General features: G+C 65.6%; 20 protein-coding genes. 6 read left to right on the forward strand and 14 right to left on the reverse strand.

Going from position 1 to position 26,078, the window contains the following annotated elements; genetic code table 11:
* From PMI20_RS20910 to tagH, 14 genes are all read right to left on the reverse strand, one after another.
* The gene (locus PMI20_RS20910; protein WP_037035651.1) at positions 1-1,314 is read right to left on the reverse strand and encodes an HlyD family type I secretion periplasmic adaptor subunit; all 1,314 of its coding nucleotides are present in this window, start codon (positions 1,312-1,314) and stop codon (positions 1-3) included.
* The gene (locus PMI20_RS20915; RefSeq protein WP_007930452.1) at positions 1,307-3,082 is read right to left on the reverse strand and encodes a type I secretion system permease/ATPase; all 1,776 of its coding nucleotides are present in this window, start codon (positions 3,080-3,082) and stop codon (positions 1,307-1,309) included. Before PMI20_RS20915 ends, PMI20_RS20910 begins: the two co-directional genes overlap by 8 nt.
* 462 nt (positions 3,083-3,544) lie before the next feature.
* On the reverse strand, positions 3,545-4,486 hold the full coding sequence (gene tagQ, locus PMI20_RS20920; RefSeq protein WP_007930449.1) for a type VI secretion system-associated lipoprotein TagQ: 942 nt from the start codon (positions 4,484-4,486) through the stop codon (positions 3,545-3,547).
* A 143-nt stretch (positions 4,487-4,629) separates the two neighbouring features.
* A complete protein-coding gene (locus PMI20_RS20925) occupies positions 4,630-6,294 on the reverse strand; it encodes a formylglycine-generating enzyme family protein (RefSeq protein ID WP_037035649.1) in 1,665 nt (554 codons plus the stop codon).
* Positions 6,295-6,367: 73 nt separating this feature from the next.
* Positions 6,368-7,555, reverse strand: a complete 1,188-nt coding sequence (locus PMI20_RS20930; protein ID WP_007930447.1) for an ABC transporter permease — start codon at positions 7,553-7,555, stop codon at positions 6,368-6,370.
* Complete coding sequence (locus PMI20_RS20935) at positions 7,555-8,271, reverse strand: ABC transporter ATP-binding protein (protein ID WP_007930446.1); 717 nt, start codon at positions 8,269-8,271, stop codon at positions 7,555-7,557. Before PMI20_RS20935 ends, PMI20_RS20930 begins: the two co-directional genes overlap by 1 nt.
* Positions 8,271-11,336: a serine/threonine-protein kinase gene (locus PMI20_RS20940; protein WP_037035647.1), complete on the reverse strand. Its 3,066-nt coding sequence runs from the start codon at positions 11,334-11,336 to the stop codon at positions 8,271-8,273. Before PMI20_RS20940 ends, PMI20_RS20935 begins: the two co-directional genes overlap by 1 nt.
* 28 nt (positions 11,337-11,364) lie before the next feature.
* Positions 11,365-12,090, reverse strand: a complete 726-nt coding sequence (locus PMI20_RS20945) for a PP2C family protein-serine/threonine phosphatase (protein ID WP_007930444.1) — start codon at positions 12,088-12,090, stop codon at positions 11,365-11,367.
* 34 nt (positions 12,091-12,124) lie between these two features.
* Positions 12,125-12,817 carry a type VI secretion system-associated protein TagF gene (tagF, locus tag PMI20_RS20950; protein ID WP_007930443.1) on the reverse strand — a complete coding sequence of 231 codons (693 nt, stop codon included), beginning with the start codon at positions 12,815-12,817 and terminating at the stop codon, positions 12,125-12,127.
* Entirely contained in the window at positions 12,814-16,326 is a 3,513-nt protein-coding gene (gene tssM / locus PMI20_RS20955; protein ID WP_007930442.1) for a type VI secretion system membrane subunit TssM, read from the reverse strand. Before tssM ends, tagF begins: the two co-directional genes overlap by 4 nt.
* Positions 16,323-17,690, reverse strand: coding sequence for a DotU family type VI secretion system protein (locus PMI20_RS20960; RefSeq protein WP_007930440.1), 1,368 nt, complete (start codon positions 17,688-17,690; stop codon positions 16,323-16,325). Before PMI20_RS20960 ends, tssM begins: the two co-directional genes overlap by 4 nt.
* A 6-nt stretch (positions 17,691-17,696) precedes the next feature.
* Positions 17,697-19,031, reverse strand: a complete 1,335-nt coding sequence (gene tssK / locus PMI20_RS20965; RefSeq protein ID WP_007930438.1) for a type VI secretion system baseplate subunit TssK — start codon at positions 19,029-19,031, stop codon at positions 17,697-17,699.
* 21 nt (positions 19,032-19,052) lie between these two features.
* The gene (gene tssJ, locus PMI20_RS20970) at positions 19,053-19,523 is read right to left on the reverse strand and encodes a type VI secretion system lipoprotein TssJ (RefSeq protein WP_007930436.1); all 471 of its coding nucleotides are present in this window, start codon (positions 19,521-19,523) and stop codon (positions 19,053-19,055) included.
* Between the two features lie 107 nt (positions 19,524-19,630).
* Positions 19,631-21,031 (reverse strand): type VI secretion system-associated FHA domain protein TagH, encoded by a 1,401-nt coding sequence (tagH, locus tag PMI20_RS20975; protein WP_007930434.1) that lies wholly within the window; start codon positions 21,029-21,031, stop codon positions 19,631-19,633.
* 380 nt (positions 21,032-21,411) lie between these two features.
* Here tagH and tssA point away from each other — a divergent pair, with 380 nt between their 5' ends.
* From tssA to PMI20_RS21005, 6 genes are all read left to right on the forward strand, one after another.
* Positions 21,412-22,434 (forward strand): type VI secretion system protein TssA, encoded by a 1,023-nt coding sequence (gene tssA / locus PMI20_RS20980; protein ID WP_007930432.1) that lies wholly within the window; start codon positions 21,412-21,414, stop codon positions 22,432-22,434.
* A gap of 65 nt (positions 22,435-22,499) precedes the next feature.
* Complete coding sequence (gene tssB, locus PMI20_RS20985) at positions 22,500-23,015, forward strand: type VI secretion system contractile sheath small subunit (RefSeq protein WP_087092181.1); 516 nt, start codon at positions 22,500-22,502, stop codon at positions 23,013-23,015.
* A gap of 15 nt (positions 23,016-23,030) precedes the next feature.
* Complete coding sequence (gene tssC / locus PMI20_RS20990) at positions 23,031-24,524, forward strand: type VI secretion system contractile sheath large subunit (RefSeq protein ID WP_007923459.1); 1,494 nt, start codon at positions 23,031-23,033, stop codon at positions 24,522-24,524.
* 97 nt (positions 24,525-24,621) lie between these two features.
* Positions 24,622-25,110 carry an Hcp family type VI secretion system effector gene (locus tag PMI20_RS20995; protein WP_007923461.1) on the forward strand — a complete coding sequence of 163 codons (489 nt, stop codon included), beginning with the start codon at positions 24,622-24,624 and terminating at the stop codon, positions 25,108-25,110.
* A gap of 75 nt (positions 25,111-25,185) precedes the next feature.
* Positions 25,186-25,617 (forward strand): type VI secretion system amidase effector protein Tae4, encoded by a 432-nt coding sequence (locus PMI20_RS21000; RefSeq protein ID WP_037005248.1) that lies wholly within the window; start codon positions 25,186-25,188, stop codon positions 25,615-25,617.
* Positions 25,614-26,057 (forward strand): hypothetical protein, encoded by a 444-nt coding sequence (locus PMI20_RS21005; RefSeq protein ID WP_007923469.1) that lies wholly within the window; start codon positions 25,614-25,616, stop codon positions 26,055-26,057. Before PMI20_RS21000 ends, PMI20_RS21005 begins: the two co-directional genes overlap by 4 nt.
* Positions 26,058-26,078 lie beyond the last annotated feature (21 nt).

Genomic DNA, 26,078 nt, shown 5'->3' on the forward strand with positions numbered 1-26,078 from the left:
TCACTCCTCGATCATTGATTGAGACATCACATCCCTGGCCGGCTGCATCAGGTACTGCAACAGCGTGCGCTGCCCAGTGACGATCAACACGTCCGCCGGCATCCCCGGCAACAACTTGCGCTCCCCCAAGGTGCGCACGCCGTGCTCGGTGACCCGGACCCGCGCCAGGTAATAGGCGGTCCCGGTCTTTTCGTTGGTCAGCCGGTCGGCCGAGACGCTGCTGACCTCGCCTTCGATCACCGGCGTGGTCGAGCTCTTGAACGCGCCGAAACGGATATCGGCGCGCTTGCCGATGGCGACACGGTCGATGTCCACCGGCGCCACCTGGGCCTCGATGACCAGTTCGGACACCGAGGGCACGATGTCCAGCAAGGGCGTCGCCGAACGCACGACACCGCCAATGGTGTGCACCGTCATGCCAATCACCATGCCCGCGTCGGGGGCGCGGATGACGATACGGCTGAGGCGGTCTTCCAGGGCCGAGTTCTTCTCTTGCAGGTCGTAGATCTTGGTCTGCACCTCGGCCAGCTGCTTGGCCACGTCGGAATCGAAATCCTTGTCGACCTGGAGGATCTGCAACTGGGTTTCGTTGATCTGCAGACGGATCCTGTCGATGGTGGAACGGTGATCGGCCACCTCCGACCTGAGCATCCCCAGCTTGCGGTCCTGCTCGAGCAGGCGTTGCTTGTCGACGAACCCCTGCTTGAGCAGGTCGGACAATTCACCGATTTCGCCGCTGTAGGATTTCTCAAGGCGCACCTTGACCGCGATCATCGACTCCAGGCCCTTGATCTGCTGGTGCAATTGGCCGATGCGCTCGCGCAGCACCGCGATCTGGCCCAGCCGCGAGCCCCGCCGTGCGTTGAATACCTGGGTCTCACCCTGGCGCGCCTCCTCTCCCCGCACGCTGGCGGGATCGCTCATCGGCCCGAAGTCGATCGCCGGCAACCCATCGCGCTCGGCAATCAGCCTCGACTCCATGGCCCTGGCCGCGATCAGCAGGCTTTGGGTCGCCTCGTACTCGGAGCGCAGCTGGGCATCGTCGAGGATGATCAGCGGATCGTCACGCTTGACGATGTCGCCATCATGGGCCAATACGGATTTGACGATACCGCCTTCCAGGTGCTGGACCGTCTTGCGGTAAGTCTGCACGGTGACCACCCCCGGCGCGTAGGCGGCACCGTCCAGGGGCGCGAGTGCCGCCCAGGTGCCGAACAGGCCGAAGGTCACGCCGACAATGCCCATGCCCAGGCGGTGGGCCTTGCGATCGGACACCGGCAGGTCGGAAAAGCTTTCGATTTGACGACTAGGCATAGGATTCACCGCCATCGTCCTTGCGGGCATCGATCGACGCCACGTTGGTCACCACCGGTACTGGCCCGGCATGTTTGGGTACCGGCGGTTGCTGCCCGCTGAGTTCGGCCAGCACTTCCTCGCGCGGCCCGTAAAGGCCGACCATCCCGGCTTTCATCACCAGCAGCCGGTCGAGTTGCGACACGATGTTGGTGCGGTGGGTAATCACGAACAGGGTCGCGCCGGTGTGCTTGATCTGCCCGATGGCGGCCGCCAGGGCACGATCGCCGACCTCGTCGAGATTGGAATTGGGTTCGTCGAGAATGATCAGCCGCGGGTTGCCGTACAGCGCGCGGGCCAGCCCGATGCGCTGGCGCTGCCCTGCCGAGAGCATGAAGCCCTCGCTGCCGATGACGGTGTCGTAGCCATCGGGCAACAGCAGGATCATTTCGTGGACGCCAGCGGTCCTGGCGGCCTGGATGACCTTCGCCGAATCGATCTCGGCGAAGCGGGCGATATTCTCGCCGATGCTGCCCTCGAACAATTCGATGTCCTGGGGCAGGTAACCGATATACGGGCCAAGCTCATGCTTGTCCCAGGTGCTGATGTCCGCGCCATCCAGCCGGACCACCCCATGCTGCGGCGGCCAGACGCCGATCAGCGCCCTGGCCAGAGTCGACTTGCCCGAGGCGCTCGGGCCGATGATGCCCACCACACAACCGGCCGGTACGCTGAAGCTGATGTTCTTGAGGATCGGGGTACTGGAGCCAGGTGCCGCGACAACCAGGTTCTCGACCTGCACCTGGCCCTCAGGCGCGGGCAAGGACAGACGCTCGGGTTGCGCCTGTTGCTTGCCAAGGATGTCATTCAAGCGGTTGTACTGCGAACGGGCCGCGATAAAGCCCTTCCAGCTGCCGATCATCAGGTCGATGGGCGCCAGTGCCCGCCCCAGCAGCACGGCCCCGGCGAACACCAGGCCGGCCCCCACCTGATGGTCCACCGCCAGGTAGGCCCCCAGGCCCAGCACCAGCGATTGCACCAGCAGGCGGAAAGTCCGCGAAAGCGTGGTGACCATGCCGCCCCGGTCGCTCGCCAGGGATTGCAGCAGCAGAACGTTTCTTTGCCGGCGCCCCCAGCGATCCATCAAGGTTTCCAGCATGCCCATGGACTCGATGACTTCGGCGTTGCGCAGGTTCTTGGTGGTATGGAGGGTCGCGCCGATATGCTCCCTGTTGGCCTGGGCCAGTACCGGCCCCGTGAGCTTCTCGTTGACGAAGGCGAGCACTATCAACAGCAACGCGCTGCCCGTCGCGACCCAGCCGAACCAGGGGTGGAACAGGAACATCACGGCGATGTAGATCGGCAGCCAGGGTGCGTCGAAAAAGGCGAACAGACCGCTGCTGGAAAGAAACTGGCGCAAGCCCGTCAGGTCGTTGAGCGACTGGGCCGAGGCATCCATGCCGCCGCTGTCCAGGGCCCGTTTGAAACTGGCCTTGTAGACCTGACGACTGAGCAGCACATCCAGCCGGGTACTGACCCGGACCATGATGCGCGAACGAACCCATTCCAGGGAGCCGAGGGTGATCACCAGCAGGGTCATGATCAACGTCAACATGGTCAGGGTGGTCAGGCTGCCGCTGGTCATCACCCGTCCATACACCTGAAGCATGTAGAAGGTCGGGACCAGCATCAGCGCATTGATGAAGAAACTGAAAAAGCCGACGAAAACAAAGCTGTCTCTACAGACCTTCAACGCATTTTTCAGACTGTTTTCTGGTGTGCTTTGCATTGAAACCTCTGCTCGAAAGGCCAGCCTTTGTGGAGCTTAGATCACCCCGGACAGCTGCGCGCAGCCATTGGCCGGATCGCCTCGGGCACCCGCAATGCCCCCGGCAACGGCCAGACGGGCAAGCACGCGCAAGCGCCCCGCAGTTTGGAAACCAGAGGGCTCTGGCACGGGCTTTTGGCGCCATAGTGGGCAGATTGTAGGAGGCTGCTGCAGGGGCGCCGCGGGATGCCGGGACAGGCCTTCCAGGCGCGCGACAAGTTCGCCGTGCGCCCCGCTTCGCCCTGGAGAATCCGATTGTCGGTAGCGACAGCTGCAGCGCACGCCGAGCCTGGGTATTCCGATGAGTCTAGTCGCTGGATTGGCCGGACGGCGTTGCCAGGACCAGCGGTGCATTCGCGGCGGATATCGGGTAGGCGGGGCTGATGATCGGCATAGACAGGATCCCGCCCCCCTTTTCCCGCATCAGGCTTTCGAGCAGGCAGGCGGTGCCCAGTCACCCATGTCGGGGTTGCTGCATACGTCGTTGACCATGGTCTGGCCACGAGCGGCGATTTTCTGGCCTTCCGCACGCTTGGCCGTCGCTTGCTGCAAGGTGCGCTCGGTGGTGACGGCTTCTTTGGGCACATTCGTCTTCGTCGCTGGCTTGGTGCTGGCCTTCTTGCGGGTCGACGCCTTCTTATCGGTGGCGGCCGGCGGCTTCACGGCGGCCACCTGAGCGACGTCCTGGCGTTGCACACCGACCGTCTGCAAGTCTTTCTCATAGGCTTGGGTGTAGACATCGATGCTCTCGCCGGCACGCCCATCCACGGCGGCCATCAGCTCGTTGGTTTCCTTCAGGCCGCTGACGATCTCGGCCAAGCGCAGGCGCCCTTCGCTGTCGCCGATCTTCTTCGCCTTGCGCGCATTGAGCAGTGAGGTGAACTCACGCTGGTAGCAGTTCTGTGCGGTACGGGTGTAGCTGATGCTGCGGTCGATTTCGCCGGTACTCTGGTCGAAGTCGCTGGCGTAGGAAGCAATGCGCGCACGGTCGTCGCTGATCTGCTTCTGGCGTTCGCTGTAGTAGCCGGTCGCGCCCCCGACCAGAGCCCCGGCGGCAGCGCCTATCAGGGCATTGCGACCGGCATCGCCGCTATTGCCGACCAGGGCCCCGGTCAGGCCGCCGAGCAGGCCACCGGCGATGGCGCCAGTGGCCACCGACTTGGTCATCGACTTGTCGGAACTGCGCAGCTGGCTGACCGGCTCATAGCATTGCGGGTAGTACTCGACCTTGGTTTGGGCCGCGACCTTCGAGCTTGGAGCCCCGAAGCCCGCGCATCCGCTCAGCAGCAGGGCGCAGCAGACCACGCCAGGCAACGGCAGGGTACGAGCCAGGATCGAAACGCAGTTCTTGAGTGAAGTATCCATGGTCGTGTCTCTCCTTGTTTTGTGGGTCAATTCCGTTTCGGCTTCGCGCAGAGCGGGCTGCGTCCAGCGTGAGCGAAGCCTGCCGACGCTACATCCAGCCTAGCTGGTCTTCGCCGCCACCGACGACCGTTCCGACACCCTGCTCAGGGTGCAAGAAGCTCCTTCAGGATCGTCTCCGGATCGGCTCGGTGCTGCTGGCGAAACTGCCCCACATGCCTGACGAAAAGCGTGGCACGGGCCATGAGGCTTTTTCCCAGCACCGGTTTGTGATTGAGCTCTTCCCGGGTCCGCTGGAACTGCGTCTGGATCACCTCGTCGGTGTAGCGCGTTCCGGTCGCCAGGTTGTCGATGTAGATCGCCAGGGCCCCCTCGAGCGCACTGCGCCCATTGGCGATGGCCGTTTCATAGAGCTTGGCGGTGGCTTCGTCCTGGGAGGCCCGCGCCTGATCGCGATCCTTCTTCAGGTTGGTCAGGCGAATGTTGTAGTTGTTGACGGTCTCGGCCACCAGGGCCGCCGACTGGATCAGGTTGCCTGCGGCCTCCTCGCGCTGCCGGGCGATCAGCGACACATTGCGCTTGAGCTCTTCGTTCACCCGCGCCAGGCGGGCCTGCAGGTTCGGGTCGGTGCTGCTGGCGATGAGACTATCGAGTAATTGGGTCGGGTCTTCGGCAGCCTCGATTTCATCGGTCAGGCCTGCCAGGCGGCCCTCCTTCTGCCACTGCTCGAACAGCTCATCAAAGCGTGAGCGCGGTGCCGACAACGCGCCCAGGGCCACCCGGAAACCGGTGGTGGCGTTGCGCTGTTCGCTGCCGTCGGCGGCGAACAGCGGGTATTCCCGGCGCATGCCGGTGAACAGCGTCAGCTCGCCTTCCAGGTAGTTGCCGCCCTTGACCACAAAACCGCCGTAACTGCCCTGGCGGCGGCCGGCGTGGACCAGTTGGAAGGACTCCTGGACCATCTCCGCGGCATTGCCAATCACGTCGAACAGTCCCAGTGGATTGGGCTTTTTCAGCCCGACCGGCAACAGCCGCGCGCCCTGCCCCGTGCCCCCGGCGACCTGGCTGAACACCGCCCAGTCCCCTAGCGGGCCATCGCTGTCGCTGCCTTGCACCTTGCGCGGAAACAAGCGCGCTTCCAGCGCCTGGCGGCTGACCGCATGGCCACCGCGGGCGGCGAATTCCCACTCCACTTCGGTCGGCAGACGGACGAAGCCCATCCCGCCGTCCTCGGCCGCTTTGCCGCGGCCGCTGACCGGCAACCGGTCGCGGTGGTGCTTGAGCAACCAGGCGCTGTACACCGCGGCAAAGCGCTCGGCCTCGAGGCGCGACAGCTTGACCTTGGGCAAGCGCGCGGACATGTCGCTCATGGGGGCGCAGGCCGGTGCCTCGCCCTGTCCCGCCAAGGCCGCCTCCTGGGCCATGACCAGGGCGTATTGGCGCTCGGTGACCTCGTATTTGCCGACAAAATAGAACATCGGCTTGAGCAGGCTGTCGGCCTCGCTCTTGGGCAGGGTCGGGGCGATTCGGGCTTGCCAGTCGGCCGGCAGGTCGTCGAGGACGAACTGACCGTTGATGTAGTCGCGCCGATAACCGGAGATGAAGGATTGCCGGTAGCCCGGATCGTCATCGCTGAAGGGATAGCCAAGATTGACCTCACGGTCGTCCAGGGTGCCCTTGGCGAGGACATAGACGTAGCGGAACACCAATTCGCCTTCGCAAGGCAGCGGCAGGCTGAGGTCATCGGGCAGCGGTTTCGGGTTATCCGCAGGGGCGTCCTGCGCCTGCGCCGCGCCGGCCAGCGCCAGCATGACCAGAGCCTTCAGCCAGACTAAGCCCCTCAGCCAGACCAGGCCCTTCCGCCAGACCAGAACCCTCCGCCAGTTACACATCGCGCAGTCCTTCCGATGCTTCGATCCGCGCCGCGCGCCAGCCACCGGAGGCCGCCGCCAGCAGGCAGCAGAGCAGCGTCAGCAGCAGGGCCAGCAGGTAGTGGACCGGCAGCAGCCGGCAGGCGAACTCCCCCGTCGCCGGTGCGAACAGCCGGTTCAGCCCGGTTTCGGCCATGCCGTACAAGCCCCAGGCCAGCAGCAAGCCGAACACCCCGGTGTACAGCGCCTGCAGTACGACGAAGGCGATCAGGGCGCCGGTCGAAAAACCCAGCAGGCGCAACACCGACAAGGCCCTGCGCTTGCGCTCGACGGCGGCCAGGGCGCTGGCGGTCATGGCCGCGAAGGCCCCGGCCAGGGCCAGGCTGGCGATGACCCAGAACACCAGGGTCAGGTTGTGGCTGAGGGAGCGCACCTGGGCGATGACGCCGGCCTGGGTCGCGACTTCCAGCTGGCGCTCGGCGAAATACCGGCGCAGGCGCTCCACGCCGTCCAGGTCCGCGGCGTAGAGACGGAACCCCGGATACACCCGCGCCGTGTTCGCTTGTGGCTCGTACCCAGGCCAGGCCTGACCGTCGCGGTAGTCTTCGGCGGCTTCCAGCAGTGCCAGGGGCGCGAACAGCGCATCACGCGGGAAGGCCGCGAGTGGCAAGACCCCCTGCACCCGCAGGCGGGTGCGCTGGTATTCCTGGCGCCCGCCGACCTGACGGCCGAACGCGGCGCTCAGCACGTCGCCGCCCTGGACCCCGAGTTTCTCCGCCGCCCGCTGGCTGAGCAGTACCTGGTCCGGCGCCTGGGGCAGCAGCGCAGGCGCCACCAGCGGGTCGCCCGCGGCGGTGGGGATCATCTCGACCGTCAACGCCTGGCCGGCCGAGTCCGGGTAGAGGTCGGCGGTCGCGGCGATCTGTCGGGTACGCGGCACGACGAAGGCAACCTCGGGACGCGCGGCCAGTTCGGCGATGGCCTGGGCGCTGAAGCGCCCGCCGCCCATGGGCACCACTTCCCGCACCGCGGGGTCGCGCTCCAGGCGTTCGGTCAGGGTGGTGACCAGGCCGAACTTGAGGCCGAACAGCACCAGCAAGGGCGCGAGCACGGCGACCAGGGCCAAAACCGCGCAAACCGACAGGCGCACCTCGGCGCGGTAGTCGTGCCAGGCCAGCAGGGCCATCAGGGCAAGCCGCATCAGCCACCTCCCGCCAGGGTCGCGGTGACCCCGCCATCCGCGCCGCGCTGCACCTGCAAGGGATGCAGCTGCAGCCCGACGCGCCGGGCCAGCGCCTCGTCATGGGTGGCGACCAGAATGCACACGCCGCGCTCCTCGGCCTGGGCCACCAGCAGTTGCATGACCCGTTCGGCGTTCAGCGGGTCCAGCGAGGCGGTGGGCTCGTCCGCCAGCACGATGCTCGGCCCATGGGCCAGGGCCCGGGCGATGCTCACCCGCTGGCGCTGGCCCACGGACAGTGCCGCCGGCAGCTTGTGCAACTGGTCGGCAATTTCCAGCTGTTCGGCCAGGCGCCAGACCGTGGCATCGGCCGGCAGGCCGAGCAGCGCCCGTGACAAGCCGATGTTGCGCTGCACGTCGAGAAACCCCAGCAACCCGCCCGTCTGCAGCACATAGCCCATGACCCGGCTGCGCAGCCCGGCCAGCACATCCTGGCGGCCGCTGCGCCAGAGCCCGGCGACATCCAGCATCCGGTCGTCGGCGCGGCATTCGAAAACGCCGCCCGGGTCCGGGGACAGCACCAGGGCCAGCAGGTCCAGCAGGGTGCTCTTGCCGCTGCCGCTGGGACCTACCAGGGCCAGGCGCTGGCCCGGCCGCAGGTCGAGTTGGGGCACCACCAGGCTGTAGCGCTGTGGTCCCTCGCCGCGGGTCTTGCGGATATCCCTGAGCTTGAGCATCAGGGCAGCGTCGCCAGGGGCACGCGATACAGGGCATCGCCCGGCTGGGCCTCGCCGAAGCGGACCCAGTTGGCGCTGTCGTTGTGGAAGGTCTCGTACAGGCGGATCTTCGACTCCAGTTCGTCGATGAAGTCCTGCTGCTCGGCCACGCTCAGGGACAGCCAGAGGTCCTGGGTCATGGTCAGCGATTTGCTGCGATACGGCAGGCCGTCCAGGTACTCGCCGAGGATGCCGCCTTCGACCAGGTTGCCGCCCTGCTTCAACCGCGTCGGGTCGCGGCTCATGTGGGCGCTGGCGCTGGCGATTTCCTGGAAGAAATCCTTGGGCGAGGTCTGGGTACGACGGGCCGCATCGACGATCAGTTTCAGCGACTGCTGCAAGTCGTTGAGTTGCAGCTTGGTCAGCAGTACGCAGACCTGGAAGGCCGGCAGCGAGGGGTTGGTCAGGTCATGGTCGGAGGTCCAGGCGGTGATCAGCTGCGGTGCACGGACCGCCGACTGGCGACCGAGAAAGTCCATTTGCATGGCGTAGCCGATGGCCGTGGCCTTGCTCGCGACGCTCGGTGCCCCCTGTGGCGGCGGCAGGCTCGGCAGCTGGTTGTTGCGCGCCTGATGCACCTGTTCGGCGAATACCGAGCCGATCTCGGCGACCGTATCGCCGAAGCGACCGACATCGCCGCCCGCCACCGGAATGTACAGGTCGCCGATCTGCGGGTTGGCGTCGGCCGTCAGGCTGCGGTACTGCTGCTCGGCGAAGTCATGGTTTTTCCGACCGGCCTCGGTGCGCAAGTGCAGCGCATAGAGCTTGATCCGTTTACTGAGGGCGGCTTCGCGCACCTCGGCTTCGTTCATCTGGGTGTGCCCCAGCGGATCGTTCTTGCGCAGGGCGCCAGCATCGGTGACCAGCAGGATCAGCCGCCCGGCATAGGGACTCCAGTCCATGCCCTCGACCGCCGCCATCACACCGGCGAAGGCATCCTCATTGAAGGCGTGGCTGGACACCTGGGCGGCCTTGACCTGGCCAGCCAGCTCGAGGAAGCGCTGTGGATCGCGGCCCTGCTCCAGGCTCACCAGGGTTTGCGCCACATATTCCAGGCCCGGGGTTTTCTCGACATTGCTGCGAAACCCCACCAGGCCGAAGCTGACGCTGTCCAGGTCGCCACGGCTGGCGATCTGCCGATGCAACGCCTGCACCACCTGGCGCACCCGGTCGATGTAGGGCTGCATCGACACCGAGGTGTCGACCACCAGCACGATCGCCGTGCGGAAGGCATCGCTGGCGGCCTTGGCCGCTCCCCCGGCCTTGCCCAGGGACGTATTGCCGGGGTCGATGGAGGCCACGTTGAGCAGTTGCACCGGCTGACCGTCGGCATCGAAACTCTCGCGGGCCTCGAAAATCGGCAGCAGGTAGAACTGGTCCTGGGGAATGGCGCTGGCCACAGGCTCCAGCGCGACGATCTGCGGGTCCACGCTGCCTTCGTTCTGCGCCTTGTGCAGGGCCGCGCGGGCCTGGGCCGTGTCCGCCAGGAACCGTTCGAGGGTGCTTGCTTCGCGCAGGAACATGACCGGCGAACGACCGGAGCGCTCGGTGAATTTCAGCACCAGGCTCTGCTTCCAGTCGCTGACCTGCTCGGCCAGCAACCAGCCATCGCGCTGGCCATCGCTGGCGGCACCGACCTCCAGCCAGGTGCCACCCGCCACCGCCTGGCGCTGATAGACATACAGCACCGAGAACGCCGGCAGCGCGGCACCGCTGGGCGCCGCTCCCGGCTGGCTGGATACCTGTGCGCCGGGCTTGCTCAGCACGCGCTGGAACAGGGTTTTCTTGCCCGGCATCAGCAGCGGCCGGTCGCCGCCGTCGGCGTTCGTCGTCAGCGGCGGTTGCGCTGCGCTGGCCGTCTTGGCGGGCGAGTCCCGCACCTCGCCAGCCGGCGTTTTTTTGGCCTCGACCTGACCGTTTTCCGGTTCCGCCGGCGGCGCCGAGCGCAGCCACCAGTAGCCCCCGCCAGCCAGGGCCAGTGCGCCGGCCACGGCCACACCGAGCAGCGCCAGCAACGGCCCGCGCGACCCGGCCGGCGGCTGTGCGCCGAGGCTTGCGGCCTGTTCGGATCCGGCCGTGGCGGCTGGCTCAGGCTCTGGCGCAGCGAGCGGCGGCATGTCCAGGGAAACCGGCGTCATCCCGCCCAGGCCGGTCGTCGCGGATTGGCCGGCGGCCGCCGCGGCGGGCAACGGCAATGGGCGGATCTGCGTCGCCTCGGCATCGGCCGGCCCGGCGGGCGGCAGGTTGTCCAGCGCGGCGATCAGGGCATCGGCATCGGCAAAACGCTCGGCCGGGTCCTTGGCCAGCAGCTTGCGCAGAATCCCCTGGTAACGGCCGTGGGTCATGGGCAGTTCGGGCAGCGGCTCGGTCAAGTGGGCCAGGGCCGTGGACAGCGAGTCGCTGCCGGTATAGGGCAGCTTGCCGGTGAGTATCTCGTAGAGCACCACCCCCAGGGCGTAGAGATCGGTGCGCCCGTCGATCTGCTGGCCGCGGGCCTGTTCAGGACTCATGTAGCTGGGTGTGCCCACGGCGAAACCGGCCTGGGTGAACTGGGTGCTGTCCTCCAGGGACTTGGCGATGCCGAAGTCCGAGAGCACCGCCGAACCGTTGGCGCGGAACAGGATATTGGCCGGCTTGACGTCCCGGTGCACCAGGCCCTGGGCATGGGCATACCCCAGGGCCAGGGCGATCTGGCGCAGGTAGACCAGTCCCTGCTGCGGGCTGAGCCCCTCGGCGATCCGTTCCTTCAGCGTCCCGTTCGGCAGGTACTCCATGGCCATGTAATAGAAGTGGCCGGCATTGCCGATGTCGTAAATGGTCACGGTGTGCGGGTGGGAGAGCCGCGCCAGGGTCTTGCCCTCGCGCAGGAAGCGCTCGCAGAAGCTGCGGTCGGCGGCCAGCGCGGCGGCCATGACCTTGAGCGCCACCTTGCGCTCCAGCGAGCGCTGGGTCGCCAGGTAGACCGTGGCCATGGCGCCCTCGCCCAGCTCGCGCTCGATCCCATAGCCGGGAATGTCCATGTCCATGCTCGAGCGTTCTTCGGCTGATGCGTTTTCAGTGGGCATTGACGACTACCGCCGTGATGTTGTCGGGAGCGCCCCGGGTCAGCCCCAGGTGCACCAGGCTGCGGACCACCTCATAGGGGCTCGCGTTGCCCAGCACCTCGCGCAGTTCATGGTCCTCGACGGTCTTGGTCAGCCCGTCGCTGCACAGCAGGAAGCTGTCGCCGGGACGCACCTCCAGGTCCACGGCCGAGAGTTCCAGCCGGTCCTGGGTGCCCACGGCGCGGGTGACGATGTTGGCCATGGGGTGCTCCCGCGCCTCGTCCTCGCTGAGCAGCCTGCTGTCCAGCAACTCCTGGACATAACTGTGGTCGTGGCTGATGACCTCCAGCTGGCCCTCGCGCAGGCGATACAGGCGGCTGTCGCCGGCCCACAGGCAGGTGGCCTTGTCTGCTCGGGCGGCCAGCAGCACCAGGGTGCTGCCCATGATGCCGACCCCGCGCTGCGCGGTTTCCTGGCGAACCGCCGCGTTGGCCTGCTCCAGTCCCGCCCGCAATGCCTGGACATAGGCCGCCAAGGAGGGCTCGGGCGGGATGGCGCGCAGCGTATCGACGATCAGGCTGCTGACGAAATCGCCCGCCGTATACCCGCCCATGCCGTCGGCCACCACCCAGAGGCCGGCTTGCACCGCATCCAGGCAGGCGTCCTCGTTGACCTGACGCACCATGCCGACATGGCTGTGACTGGCGGATTCGTAACGCGTTACGGCTGACGACATGCCCTGGCTCCCGAAATGTCCCTAATTTCCAAAATCAGCTCCCGAAATCGAACTGCGCGGTTTGCGCAAGCGCCGCGTAGCCGCCCTCGCCCAGCAGAAAACCGCTGAAGTCCTGCGCCGCCGGCAACCCCTGGCAACGCAGCAGGCCAGCGGCGACCCGTCCGGAGCCCTTGCCCCACCAGAGGCTCGCGCCCTCGCAGGCGTGCTGCATCAGCACCGCCCCGCGCGCCGCCGCAGTCGTGGCGGCGAAGCGCACCTGCCCCTGCAGCGCCTGCATGCCCGGCACCTGGGTGCTACAGACCGGGCTACCGAGAGCCGGCACCGTGGCCTCGAAGGCCTCGACAGCGGCCTCGGGCTCCAGGGTCGAGAGCAACAGGACCTCGGCGGCCTCGAACCAGTCATCCGGGCCGGCCACCAGCGCGCCCAGATCGGTATCGGCCTCCAGCAGCAGCGCGATGGTCAGCGGGAAGTAGCGCCCGACCCGGTCGACGCTGGGCATCATCACCCCCACCGCCGCCTCGCTGCCGAGCAGGCCCGGCGCCACGGCAAAGCGCCACAGCGGGCTGACCAGGTAGGCGTCCAGCCAGGCCGCCCCCAGCGCCGCCTGGCTGCTGGCCATGCCGGCGGAGAGCCAGACATCCCAGCGCTCGATAAAGGTCGGCGACAGGCCGCGGTGGATGAAATCCCCGCGGCCGGCCAGCTTGCCGTAGAAACCCGGGCTGCTCACAAGCGCTCCGGCAGGCTGAAGCCGGACACCAGCCGACCCTTGAACGGGTTGAACGCGCTGCTGGCGCGCAGTTCGCAGGAGATGCTCGCAGTGTCGACGCGCATCCGCAGGGTAAAGCGGTCCGGGGCATTGCCCTGGGTCAGGTCGGACTGCTCCAGCAAGCGAAACCAGGCCCAGGGTCCCTCCAGGGTCAGTCCCGAACGACCGGCGCTGGTGGGCGGCGTGACGGACAGGCGCACCACCCCCAGGCTGTTGGGGCTGGGCCATTGCATCGCCATCGGCCGGCTGGGGCCATGGTCGTAGCTGAGCTGCTGGCCGTCCAGATCGAGCAGGAACTGGCTGATGGAGGCGTCCATGGCCACGGGCTTGAGCTCGAAGCGTACCGCCGGCTGGGTGCCTCCGGCGCGGAAGTAGGCATCGCGAATGGCCGCGGCGCGTTGGAAGGTTTGCAGCACGCCCGGGCCGATGCCGAGTTTTTCCGCGGCGCCCGGCTGCCAGCGCCAGTTGCTGGTCGAGGTGTTGACGTAGGGTTGCAGGTACTTGCGAAAGTAGTTGTCCATCACCCCGCCCACGCCGAAGAAGTTGCCGAAGTCCTCCAGGGTGGCCTCCCGCGAACTGGAGTTGACCATGGGGTAACGGCCAGCCAGGGACTGGCGGTAGACATTCACCACCTCACTGATCCAGGCCGCGTTGAGTTGGGTGCGGATGCTGCCCATCATGCTGCTGGTGGTGGCGCTGACCACCGAGTTGACCAGCTTCTGCACCAGTGGCGGCTGACGTTCGGCGCCGAGCTTGACCCGTGATGCCGTGGCCACCGCCTGGTTCTTCGCCTCGCCCAGCAAGGCCTCGCCGCTGGCGCCGCTCATGGCGCTGACCTGCACATAAAGCTCATTGAGCTGGGCCAGCAGATCGTCGATCGGCGCTGGCCCATCCCCATGGCTGGTCACCAGGCTATTGAGCTCGGCGAAGCGCGCGGTGATGGGGTCGACCTGCGAGGTTGCCGAGGAATCTTCCTGGGCCGCTTGTCCGACCAGCGAGCCGAGCTGCTGCTTGAGTTTGTCCACGGTGCCGTCGGCGGCCTTGAGCTTCTCGGCCAGCAGGCGATCTTCTTGTTGCAGGTTGGTTTCCCTGGCCACCGCATCGAGCAGTTTCTTCAGTGGCGAGTTTGGCCCGGAGAGCACCCGCAGCACATCGGCGGCCTGGGCGATGCCGTTGATCGTGACGAAATCGAGATCGCCGAGCAGTGTTTCCCATTGGTTGAGAAAATCCTGGAAGTACAGGGCACGCACCTCCAGGGCCAGGCTGGCGACATCCTGGTTGTCGTTCAATGGCCGGCCGAGTACCCACTGTTCCTCGGCCAGGGCGCCGGACTGGCTGAGGCTGGCGACCATGAACGCCTGGCGGTAGCCACGGTAGGTATAGAAACCGGATAACGGATCGCTCAGCGGCTTGCCGCTCTTGCGCGTGAACACCAGGGCGGCGTCGCGCCCGGCCGCTTCGCTGAGGCGAAAATCCGCTACGCCCTCGGGCAGCTTCTGGCGTTTCACCCGGCTGTAGACCCGCTGCGCCACGGACATCTGTTGCAACTGCCGACGCAGGTCGGCCAGCAGTTCCTCATCCAGCCTCGCCGGCGGTGGCTTGTGGGCGAACAGCGCATTGAGATGCTCGGCCAGGGCCAGGCGCTGTTCCGGGGCCAGGTCGCGCGGCAGGCTGTGGTCCCAGTCGAGGTTGATCCAGGTCTTGATGGCATCGGCGTCATAGTGCTCGGCGCTGGCCAGCATCAGGTAGACCTTGAGGCCTTCGTAGAGAAACTCGGTGTTGCCGCCGCTGCGCAACTGTTCCTCGATGCGGGTCAGCAGACGCGGCGCCAGCACCGCGATCAGCAGCTTGCGGTACACGCTGGCGGCTTCGGCGCCGAGCATGTCGCCCTGGAACAGGCCATAGCCTTCGGCCCAGGACAGCGAATTGTCGGCGACATGGCGAACGGCGTTGAGCAGCGGCAGCACGGCCAATACCTCACGCTGCGCCGGGCTGAGGGATTCGACCTGCCCCTTGAGCGGCGCCAGGCGCGCGTCCACCTCGGCGATATAGGCCTGGTTGGCGCGGTAGCTGGCGACCCAGATGGCCGTCACCGTCAGCAAGACCAAGGCACTGGCGGCGAGTACGCCACGATTGATCCAGCGATACCGGCGCTCGACCTTGGGGTTACTGCCGACCAGGCCGCGCTCGCCGAAGGCGACATCGCGGAACAGGCGGGTGATGAAGTAACTGCGGCCTGTGCCGGTCTGGCGCGCCAGGTGCTGGCGATCCAGGTTCATGCTTTGCGCCATGCTGCCGATCAGACGGTCGATGGGGCTGCCTTCCTGGGTGCCGCTGGTGAAGTACAGCCCGCGCAACAGCGCCCGCTCTTCATAGGGATTGGGCTTGAATACCCCCTCGAGGAAGGACGACAGGTTGTGACGCAACGCCGCGAACTGCTGGATGAAGCCGTAGATCAGGTCGCGTCGATTGGAGTCGCGCTCCTGTTGCAGGCGCTCGACCAAGCGCTCGGTAAGACGCGCCTCGAGGGCGGTGAATTCCTCGTCGAAACGGGCCAGCGGGCCTTGGGGACTCTTGCCATCGTCCAGGGCAAAGGTGACGCCCCAGACCTGCGCGCGCTCTTCCTTGCTCAGCGCGTCGAAGAACTCCATGAACCCCGGCACCAGGTCGAACTTGGTGAGCATCACGTAGATCGGGAAGCGCACACCGAGCTGGCCATACAACTCCTGTACCCGCGTGCGGATGGCCCGGGCATGGGCGCTGCGCTCGGCCTCGCTGCCCAATAGCAGGTCGGACAGGCTGATGGCGACGAAGACGCCATCGATCGGCCGGCGCTTGCGCTGGTTCTTCAACAGGTCGAGAAAGCCCAGCCAGGCCGCCTTGTCCACCGCCGCATGGCTGTCCTGGGTGGTGTAGCGCCCGGCGGTGTCCAGCAGCACCGCTTCGTCGGTGAACCACCAGTCGCAGTTGCGCGTACCGCCGACTCCGCGGATCGCCCCACTGCCCATCTGTTCGGCCAGCGGAAAGTGCATCCCGGAATTGACCAGCGCGGTGGTCTTGCCCGAGCCCGGCGGGCCGATGATCACGTACCAGGGCAGCTCGTAAAGGTTGCGCCGCTCGTTACCGCCGAGCTTGCTGCGCTTGAGCAATTGCAGCGCTTCGTCCATGCGTTGCTTGAGGGTCGCCAGCTCTTCGGCGGTGGCGACGCTGGCCGCATCCGGCGCCACCGCTGCCAGGCCCTGCATGACCTTGGCGGCGTTGCGCCGGGCCTGGACGATGCGCAATACGCGCACCCCGATCCAGGCCAGGAACAACAGGCCGATCAGCGCCCAGCGTACGGCCGCCGGGGCCAGGGGTTCATAGGCCGCGACGATGATCAGCGGACCGAGGAACCAGATCACCAGGCTCAGGGCGAGCAGGCCGAGCAGCGGCACCACCCAGCGCACCAGAAAATTGATAAAGGCCTTCACTGGTTGCCCTCCGCTAGCACGGTGATCTCCACGCGCCTGTTCCTGGCGCGTCCGGCGGCGCTGTCATTGGAGGCGACAGGTTCGGCGTCGCTGCGCCCTTCGGCGGTGAAGCGCTCGGGTTGCCCGCTGCGGGCGGCGAGGATCTCCATCACTTGCTGCGCGCGATCCTGCGACAGCTTCCAGTTCGAGGGGTAGCGCAAGGTGGCGATCGGTCGGTTATCGCTGTGCCCGGTGACCTGCACCGTGCCCTTGATCTGGCGCAGGGCATCGGCGACGCGCAGCAGCAAGGGCTGCAACTGTTCGGAAATGCTCGCGCTGCCCGAGGCGAACAACTCGTCGCCACGGATGGTCACCACCGAGCGATCCAGTGCATCCTCCACGGCAACGCGCTGGGCCTTGATGTCCTCGGCGAGGAAGCGCGCCAGGCGTGGGCGTTCGATCAACCTGGGCTGCTGCGGTGGACGGTCGATGGTTTGCACCGGGATCTCGCCCAGGGCGTGGATATTGCGAAACACCGGCTCGGCGTCGGCCGCCAGCTTCAGGCGCAAGCCGAACAGCAGCAGCAACAGCACGGCCAGGCAAATGGCCACGCCAACCCAGGGCGGCAGGAACTGCGACAAGCGATCGCGCACCACGCTGAGCCCCCGCCAATGCGGCGACAGCTCGCGCTCGAATTCGCCGCGCACGCTGCGAATGGTCGCGCTGGTGCGTTCGCGCAAGGCTTCCAGCTGGCTGCGGCCGTCATTCATGACCCGGTAACGGCCCTCGAAACCCAGGCAGATACAGAGGTACAGCAGCTCGAGAATGTGCAGGCGCTGCTGCGGGTTCTGCAGACAGTGTTCGAGCAACTGGAAGACTTTTTCGCCGCCCCAGGCTTCGTTGTGCAGGGTGATCAGCAGGCTCTGCTTGCCCCAGTCACTGGTACTGCCCCAGGGGGTGCTGAGTACCGCTTCGTCCAGCGCGGTACAGAGCACATAACGGCTGAGCATCACCTCATCCTGGGCGACGCCGGCGGCGCGCGCCTGCTCCTCGAACTGGCGCAGGTAGGCCAGCAACTGGGCGCGCAGGCTGGCCGGTTGCGGGTGAGCGAGGGTGCTGCGCAAGCGGGCCAGCAGCGCCAGTATCGGGCCGGCCGCCCGCTCCAGCGGGTTGAGGCCCTGGGCCAGGCTGCTCGCCACCGGTGCGCCCGGCATCGCAATGTGCGGATCGGCGGCGCTGGCGCCATCCTTCCTTGGGGCAGAGGCATCGACGGAGCGCCCGCCAGGCCGCGGCATGATCAGGGTATGGTCGTTGCCGCCCGGCGAGGCGCCGCCTGAAGTGCCGCCTATGCCAGAGCTGCCGAAGGGATCATCGATCGGGTGCATGACGAACTATCCTCGAATGGCCCAGAAGGCCAGGTTCAGGCCCGGGAACTGGCCGGCAATGTGAAAGGCGAAGCCCCCTGAGTGGGCCAGCTGTTTCCAGTGTTCGCTGCCACGGTCCAGTTCGAAATAGCTCGAACCGGCGTGATAGGGAATCTGCCGCGGCGCCACGGGCATGGACAGCAAGGCGATGCCGGGCAACTGCAGATTGACCAGGTCGCGGATGTGTTCCACCGAGCCGATCTTGGCCTGCTGGGGGAAATGCGTGCGCAGGGTTTCGGCCGGCACCTCGGCACGCACCACCAGGACGAAGCTGGCCATCTCCAGCAAGCTCTTGTCGGCCAGCATCGCCACATGCACGCCGTAGGATTTCTCGACGATCGGAATCGGCGTGGCGCGGGTATCGATGACCATCGACAAGGCTTGCCGCAGGTCATGCATCACCGGGGCGAAGCTGCTCGCCAGGTCGTCGTGGGCATAGGCCGGGTAGTCGCTGGGGCGACGCCCGGCAGCGGAAAAGGTGGCGAACTCCCCCGCCAGGCAGACCGCCTCGCGATAGAAGTCCTGCGGGTGCAAGGGACTCAACCGGGCCAGGTGGCTGAGCAAGGGCTCGGCGCGATTGACCAGTTGCAGCAGCAGAAAGTCGGCGATCTCCGAGGCGCCGCCGGCCCCCGAGGCCACCACCCGACCGGCCAGGGCCTCGCCGCGCTGGTGCAACAACCCTTGCAGCTCGCTGCGAAAGGCCGCCAGCACGCTGGAGGCGGCCACATCGAGCAGCGGCGCAATATAGTCCTCGTCCAGTTGCACGGCATTGTCCGCGCGTTTTTCCAGCACCCGGAGCAAACCGAGGCAGGCATATTCGCCGAGGCCGTCGCGCTCGGTCAGCAGGCGCAGGGCTTTGCCGCCGATCGCCAGCGACGCCCGGCTCTCGAAGGCGGCGTTGTCATCGCGCACCTCACGCACCTGGCTGATATAGCGCGCACCGCCCGGAGCTTCGCCCTCCCCCACGGTGTCGCGGCTGCCGGCACGCTTGAGCGGCAAACCCAGGAAGACCTGCGCATCGCGCAGGTTGTCGTTGACGTTCAATGGCGGCGGCGGCAGATCGTCGCCGGGAATGTCGAAAGGCGTGCCATCGGGTAGCACCCCGCGCGCGCTGACAATCGCCACCTTGCCCTGGCCGAGCAGGGACTCGTCGATGCGCAGCTCGGAGAACCCCCAGCCCCCGGCGCTCAACGGGCGGCAACGGCCATCGATCAGGGCTTCCATGTAGCGGTCATGCTGCTGGAGATGCTGCGGCCGCAGAAACATTCCTTCGGACCACACCACACGGTTATTCCAGGACATGGACTGGCTTCCTCGACAGGACTAATTCGCAGGTTTCGTGGCGGCCGCGCTGATCGCCCTGGCTGTCAGGGAAACCGTCAATGGCGTGGTTGCATGGCTCGGGATATTGACCACCTGGCGCCACACGGCGCTGTCCAGTTCACGGTAGGACACCACCAGGCCGAGCAAACGGCTCTGCTCGTCGAGCGTGCGCTCCAGGGTCAGCCTTTGACCCGGCTGGACCAGTAATTCGTCCTGCGCCACCAGGTCCGCGGACAAGGTCGTGCCGGTGGCATTCACCAGGGAGAAATAGTCGGCGCGACTGAAAGCTCCACCGCTCTTCAACTCATACAAACGCACCCGCACCGGCGTCGCCTGGCCGCCCGCCGAAAGATTCAGATCGGCAGCGGCCTGGATATGCATGACAACGACAGTAGGCGCAGCGGGCGGCGGCGGGCTCGAAGAACAGGCAGTCAGCAGTAGTACTGTTGCGAACAACAAGAACTTTGGCATGTCGTCCTCCATGACGTTTATTATTCCAAATCGAAACTACCGATCGCCAAACAAGATCAACTCACTATTTAATAGCCATTGGCCTTTATCCAACTAACCGATGGCGCTCAGCCTTTTCGCAACTTGGTATTTTGTTCCTCATAGGCACGACTGAATTCGCGCCCGAACAAATCCTCGAAATCATCTTCGGCCTCCCTGGAAATGCTCGCATAGAGTTCCGTGAACAACTCCCAGTATTGCGCTTGACGTCTACCGGGCAGCAAAGCGCCAATAGCCGAAGGTTGACTTAAACGCGCTTCCAGTACCGCGGGCTGAAAACGCTTGAGCAGGTGTTGGATCGAGGCTTGTACGCCCGCCATGACGGCCAGTTGATGCGCTTTCAGGTCGTCGAAGCTTTCCTTGATCGCCTGGTCGGCCGGCATGAAGGCCTGGTTGCCGGAACGCAGCAATAACAGCAGCGCCTCATCGACATTGGGGGCGAATTTGAGGGGGTTGTTCTCCACCGGGCGGATCATGGTCTGGGCCATGCGGAACTCACCCTTGAGGCTGGCACGGGCGCGCAGCACCTCGATCAACCCCTCGACCATATGCCGGTAGCTGCGGCCGATGGCCTCCATTTGCGCGCGGGTTTCTCCTCTGTCGATACGCAATGGCTCGAGCCCCGCGCCCCTGAGAAAGGCTTCCAGCACCTCTTCCTTGTCGCCCCCGCTTGCCGGCGCCGGAGGCGCAACCGCGGCCCGTTGCACGGCCGGTTCGGGTGCGCTGCCGGCAATATTCTCCGATGCCGCTGGCAATGGTTGCGGCTGGGCTTGCTCAGGGGGCGGCGTCACCGGCGTCGGGCCCGCCCTCAGTTCGGTGAAAGGGTCCCAATCCGCCGGAATCGCCGGTGCCGCGCCGGTTTCGCTGGCCGCTGGGGCACTCGGGCGTTGTGGCTCAGGCGGGCGAAAATCATGGCGTTCGGGCGGCACGTGGTCGGCCAGGGCCGGAGGGGGGACGGCCGGGGACGCGAGAAAATCGAACAGGTCAGGCTTGGTGTCCAGGGGCGAACCGCCCGCATGGATCTGCACCCTGGCGGGGGGCGCCGCCGCTGCGCCGGGCATCTCGCCGGGCGCCTGGCGCTTGATCAGCGCATCGAAGCCGGTAAAGGGATCGCTCATCCCGGGCGTGCCGTTGGCGATCTGTGGGGCGCCGTTGATCTGCACCAGGATGTCGTACTCGCCGACGCGCAGCAGTTCGCCGTCGCGCAAGGGTTCGCTGTTGCCACGGTGCATGCGCACGCCGGCATTCACCAGCTGTACGCCATTGGTGCTGGTGTCGGTCAGGTAGTAGGTGCCGTCACGCAGTTGAATGACGCAATGCTGGCCGGACACCAGGCGCTCCGGGTCTGGAAGTATCCAGTCGTTCTCGGGGTTGCGACCGATTTTCAGCTCACCGCGATCAAGCTCGAACTCCGCGCGTTGGCCGGGGGTCAGCTTGTGATAACTGGTGATTGTCAAACGCAGCGGCATTGGAACTCCTTGTACGGTATTGCTCAATAACAACAGCTCGGGCATGCCAGCGAGTGCAAAGCGAGTATAGCCCCCTAAAAGATTTCCGTGCCCTCAAAGTTCCTGCGCTTATATTCGCTTTTTTCAAATAAGCCCTATAACAAAAGAAACTAAAAAAACCACCGCCGACCACCTATCTTCAAACATCACAGTGTTCCCCACTGGTCGGAGAGTTTCTTGACAACAATTGAACTGGGCTAAAACTTCAGGTCAATTGTTGAATTTAGAAATGACGCCAAACAGTGTCTCTGGATAGAACACTCATCCGCAGCAAAAGGGATTTAGTCGTGCGCTCACCCTGACCGGGCGCCGATTGCCGGGCCGATATGGAGATCACGTCCGTGGTGGATGTACAGCGCTTGTTGGAAACCATTTCCCCCGACTCCCCCTGTGGCGGCGACCTCGAGTACGACGCCGCCTTTCTCGAGCTTGAGCGCGCGGCGCAAGGCCAACCCGAACGGCAGATGGGCGATGCCGTGTTACCCGCCGCACCGCCGGAATGGCGCCAGGTCCGCGACCTCTGCATCGAGCTGTTCACGCGCAGCAAAGACCTGCGCATCGCCAACTACTTCCTGCAAAGCGCCATTGCCCTGCACGGCTTGCCCGGCCTGGTGCAAGGGTTACAGCTGATCCAGCAGCTGCTCGCGCAGTATTGGGACGACCTGCATCCCAAGCTGGATGCAGAGGACGGCAATGACCCCACCTTTAGGATCAACGCCCTCGCCGGCCTCAACGCCGAGCCGGTCATTCACCTGCTCTGGGGCATGCCGCTGATCAGCTCGCGGGCATTTGGCAGCGTCGGCCTGCGGGCCGCGCTGAATGCCGCGGGCTTGCAGCGCTTCGCCAGTGAAAGCCTCAGCCCGGACCAGCTCGGCGCGGCCTTTCAGGACTGCGCGGGCGAACAGCTCGAGGCCTGCCGCGCCGCCCTGAACGATGCCCATGGCACGCTGTTGACCATAGAGCGTGAGGTCAACGAACGGGTCGGCTCCACCCACGGCGCGGACCTGGGCACGATCAAGCAACTGCTTCGGCATGCCGTGCAAATCATCGCCGAGCACGCCCCTCAGCCAGACGCTCCCGGCGCTGTCGCGCAGGCCGGCGAGCCTGTCGATGCCGCCATGTCCTCGGCCCCCGGCGCCGCCGCGCCGCGTATCGCCGGCGAGATCGGCAGCCGTGACGATGTGCTGCGCAGCCTCGACCGGATCCTCGGTTATTACGCCAGGCACGAGCCCTCAAGCCCGGTGCCGGTGCTCCTGAGCCGCGCCAAGAGACTGGTCAGCGCCGATTTCGCCACCATCGTGAGCAACCTGATTCCGGACGGCTTTTCCCAGTTCGAAAAATTGCGCGGGCCCGAGGGTGAATAGTCCGAGTGAAAACGCTTTAACCGATGCCCATCCAACACAGCCGCATAGGCAGCGCAGGAGGAAAAATGGCTAACACCAGCAGCCAGAAATTCATCGCCCGTAACCGTGCTCCCCGGGTGCAGATCGAGTACGACGTAGAGCTTTACGGTGCGGAGAAGAAGGTGCAGTTGCCCTTCGTCATGGGGGTGATGGCCGACCTTGTCGGCAAGCCTGCCGAGCCGCTGCCGGCGGTGGCCGACCGCAAGTTCCTGGAGATCGATGTCGACAACTTCGACTCGCGGCTCAAGGCGATGAAACCGCGGGTGGCGTTCAACGTGCCCAATGCCCTGACCGGGGAAGGCAACCTGAGCCTGGACATCACGTTCGAGAGCATGGACGACTTCAGCCCTGCCGCGGTGGCGCGCAAGGTCGATGCCCTCAACCAACTGCTCGAAGCCCGCACCCAGCTGGCCAACCTGCTGACCTACATGGACGGCAAGACCGGCGCCGAGGACATGATCATGAAGGTGATCAAGGACCCGGCGCTGTTGCAGGCGTTGGCCAGTGCGCCGAAACCGACCGAACCCGAGCCGCAAGCCTGACAGAGGACGCAGACCATGGCCGACTTGATGAAAGACCCGCAGGCCCAGGCAGACGCCGCGACCGCACCGAGCGACTTCGCCGCCTTGCTCCTGCAAGAGTTCAAACCCAAGACCGAGCACGCCCGCGAGGCGGTGGAAAGCGCCGTGCGCACCCTGGCCGAACAGGCCCTGAGCAAGACCGAGCTGATCTCCAACGACGCGATCAAATCCATCGAATCGATCATCGCCGCGATCGATGCCAAGCTCACCGCGCAGGTCAACCTGATTATGCATCACGCCGACTTCCAGCAACTGGAAAGCGCCTGGCGCGGCTTGAGCTACCTGGTCAACAACACGGAAACCGACGATCAGCTGAAGATCCGCGTGATGAGCATCGCCAAGGGCGACCTGCACAAGACCCTGAAGAAGTTCAAGGGCACCGCCTGGGACCAGAGCCCGATCTTCAAGAAAATGTACGAGGAGGAATACGGCCAGTTCGGCGGCGAGCCGTTCGGCTGCCTGGTGGGCGATTACTACTTCGACCAGTCGTCGCCGGACGTCGAGCTGCTCGGCGAGCTGGCCAAGGTCTGCGCGGCGATGCATGCGCCCTTCATCAGCGCTGCCTCGCCGACGGTGATGGGCATGGGCTCCTGGCAGGAGCTGTCCAACCCGCGCGATCTGACCAAGATCTTCACCACGCCGGAATACGCTGCCTGGCGTTCGCTGCGCGACTCCGAGGATTCGCGCTACATCGGCCTGACCATGCCGCGTTTCCTCGCCCGCCTGCCCTACGGCGCCAAGACCGACCCGGTGGACGCCTTCGCCTTCGAAGAGGAAACCAACGGCGCCGACAGTTCCAAGTACACCTGGGCCAACTCGGCCTATGCCATGGCGGCGAACATCAACCGCTCGTTCAAGCTCTATGGCTGGTGCTCGCGGATTCGCGGCGTGGAGTCCGGCGGCGAGGTGCCGAACCTGCCGACGCACACCTTCCCGACCGACGACGGTGGGGTGGACATGAAGTGCCCGACCGAAATCGCCATCGCCGATCGGCGCGAGGCGGAGCTGGCGAAGAACGGTTTCATGCCGCTGCTGCACAAGAAGAACACTGACCTCGCCGCCTTCATCGGCGCCCAGTCGCTGCAGAAGCCGGCCGAGTATGACGACCCCGACGCCACCGCCAACGCCAACCTGGCGGCGCGCCTGCCCTACCTGTTCGCCACCTGCCGCTTCGCCCATTACCTGAAGTGCATCGTTCGCGACAAGATCGGCTCGTTCAAGGAAAAGGACGACATGCAGCGCTGGCTGCAAAACTGGATTCTCAATTACGTGGACGGCGACCCGGCCCACTCCACCGAAACCACCAAGGCGCAGCACCCCTTGGCCGCGGCGGAGGTGGTGGTCGAGGAGATCGAGGGCAACCCCGGTTACTACAGCTCCAAGTTCTACCTGCGCCCGCACTACCAGCTCGAAGGGCTCACGGTATCGCTGCGGCTGGTATCCAAACTTCCATCCGCCAAGGCGGTTTGATTCATCTCAGGAGGCATTCGCCGTGGTGGCGGGTGCCCTGTGACGCAGCGTGGCGAATCACTGGCACACAGTGGTGCAAACCACTTAAGGAGGCATGATGGCTGTTGATATGTTTATCAAGATCGGCGACGTCAAGGGCGAGTCCCAGGACAAGAACCACAAGGAGGAGATCGACGTGCTCTCCTGGAGCTGGGCCATGGCGCAGGCCGGCAACATGCATGTGGGCGGTGGCGGCGGTGCCGGCAAGGTCAATATCCACGACCTGACGTTGACCAAGTGGGTGGATAAATCCTCCCCCAACCTGATGATGGCCTGCTCCAGCGGCAAGCATTACGACGAGGCCAAGCTGACGGTGCGCAAGGCCGGCGGCGACGATCCGGTCGAGTACCTGACTATCACCCTCAAGGAGGTCCTGGTGTCCTCGATCGGCACCGGCGGCAGCGGCGGCGCGGATCGCCTGACCGAAAACATCGCGCTGAATTTCGGCCAGGTGCTGGTCGACTACCAACCGCAGAAGCAGGACGGTTCCAAGGACGGCGGCCCGGTCAAGTACGGCTGGAATATCCGCCAAAACGTCAAGGTGTGACGCCAGCCACCCTGCAGCCCTGCCGCAGGGTGCTCGGCTTGTACCAGGGGCCACGGCGCAACAGGAGGTTCGATGATGGCCAGACCCGCGTTCATCAATCTGTGGAACAACTACCCGGCTGAAAGCCAGCCTTGCGATGGCGGTTGGGAAAATCAGTGCGCGATCCGCCTGAGCATTACGCTCAACGCCGAGCGAAGCATCCTCGTGGATGGCCACACCTATTCGGAACCGCGCTGCAGCCACGGCCACGCCCGCGGTGCCGAGTCGCTGGCGAACTGGCTGTGGCGCCAGCATCTGGGCCGGCCCAGCATCTTTACCGATGCGGCCAAGGCCAAGCTGCAGCTCAATGAGAAGAACGGGATCATTTTTTTCAAGGATTGCTTTACCCGAAGTGGCGAGAGTCGCGCGGCCGGCGACCATATCGACCTGTGGAGCCGCGGTTTCACCAAGACCTACGACGACCCGGCCAACCACTCCGCCCAGGTGTGGTTCTGGGAGCTGTCATGAGTCGGCACCTGCTTCGCCTTATCGTCGCGGGCCTGGCGGGTTTGATGTTGCCCGCCTGCGCGCAGAACCCGGCCGATAACGCCATCCAGGCGCGCTTCCTGGCCCGGGATCTGCTGCTGGAAGAGCGCAATGGCAACTGTCGCTTGCTGGTCCCGCAGCAACCCGGTATCGACCTGAGCCTGAAATGGCCTTGCCAGTTCCACCGTGACGCCAGCGGCACGCTGCGCACCAAGCAGGTGGGTACGCGCCAGGTGATATTGGTGGAAAGCAGCGAGCAACTGCCCTCGCCCAGTCGGGATTGCCGTACCGAGATCCAGGCGATACGCAGCGGCTCCGGTCAGACTCTGGAAGCCTCGTCGGCGGTGAGCCGGGTGACGGCCTGCCCGCCCTTCCAGTGGGATGAGAAAATGTTTATCGGCTTGTTCGAACCCGACGTTTGACCGCACGCCAGGGCTCGGCGC

It is taken from the genome of Pseudomonas sp. GM17, from assembly GCF_000282175.2.
GTDB lineage: Bacteria > Pseudomonadota > Gammaproteobacteria > Pseudomonadales > Pseudomonadaceae > Aquipseudomonas > Aquipseudomonas chlororaphis.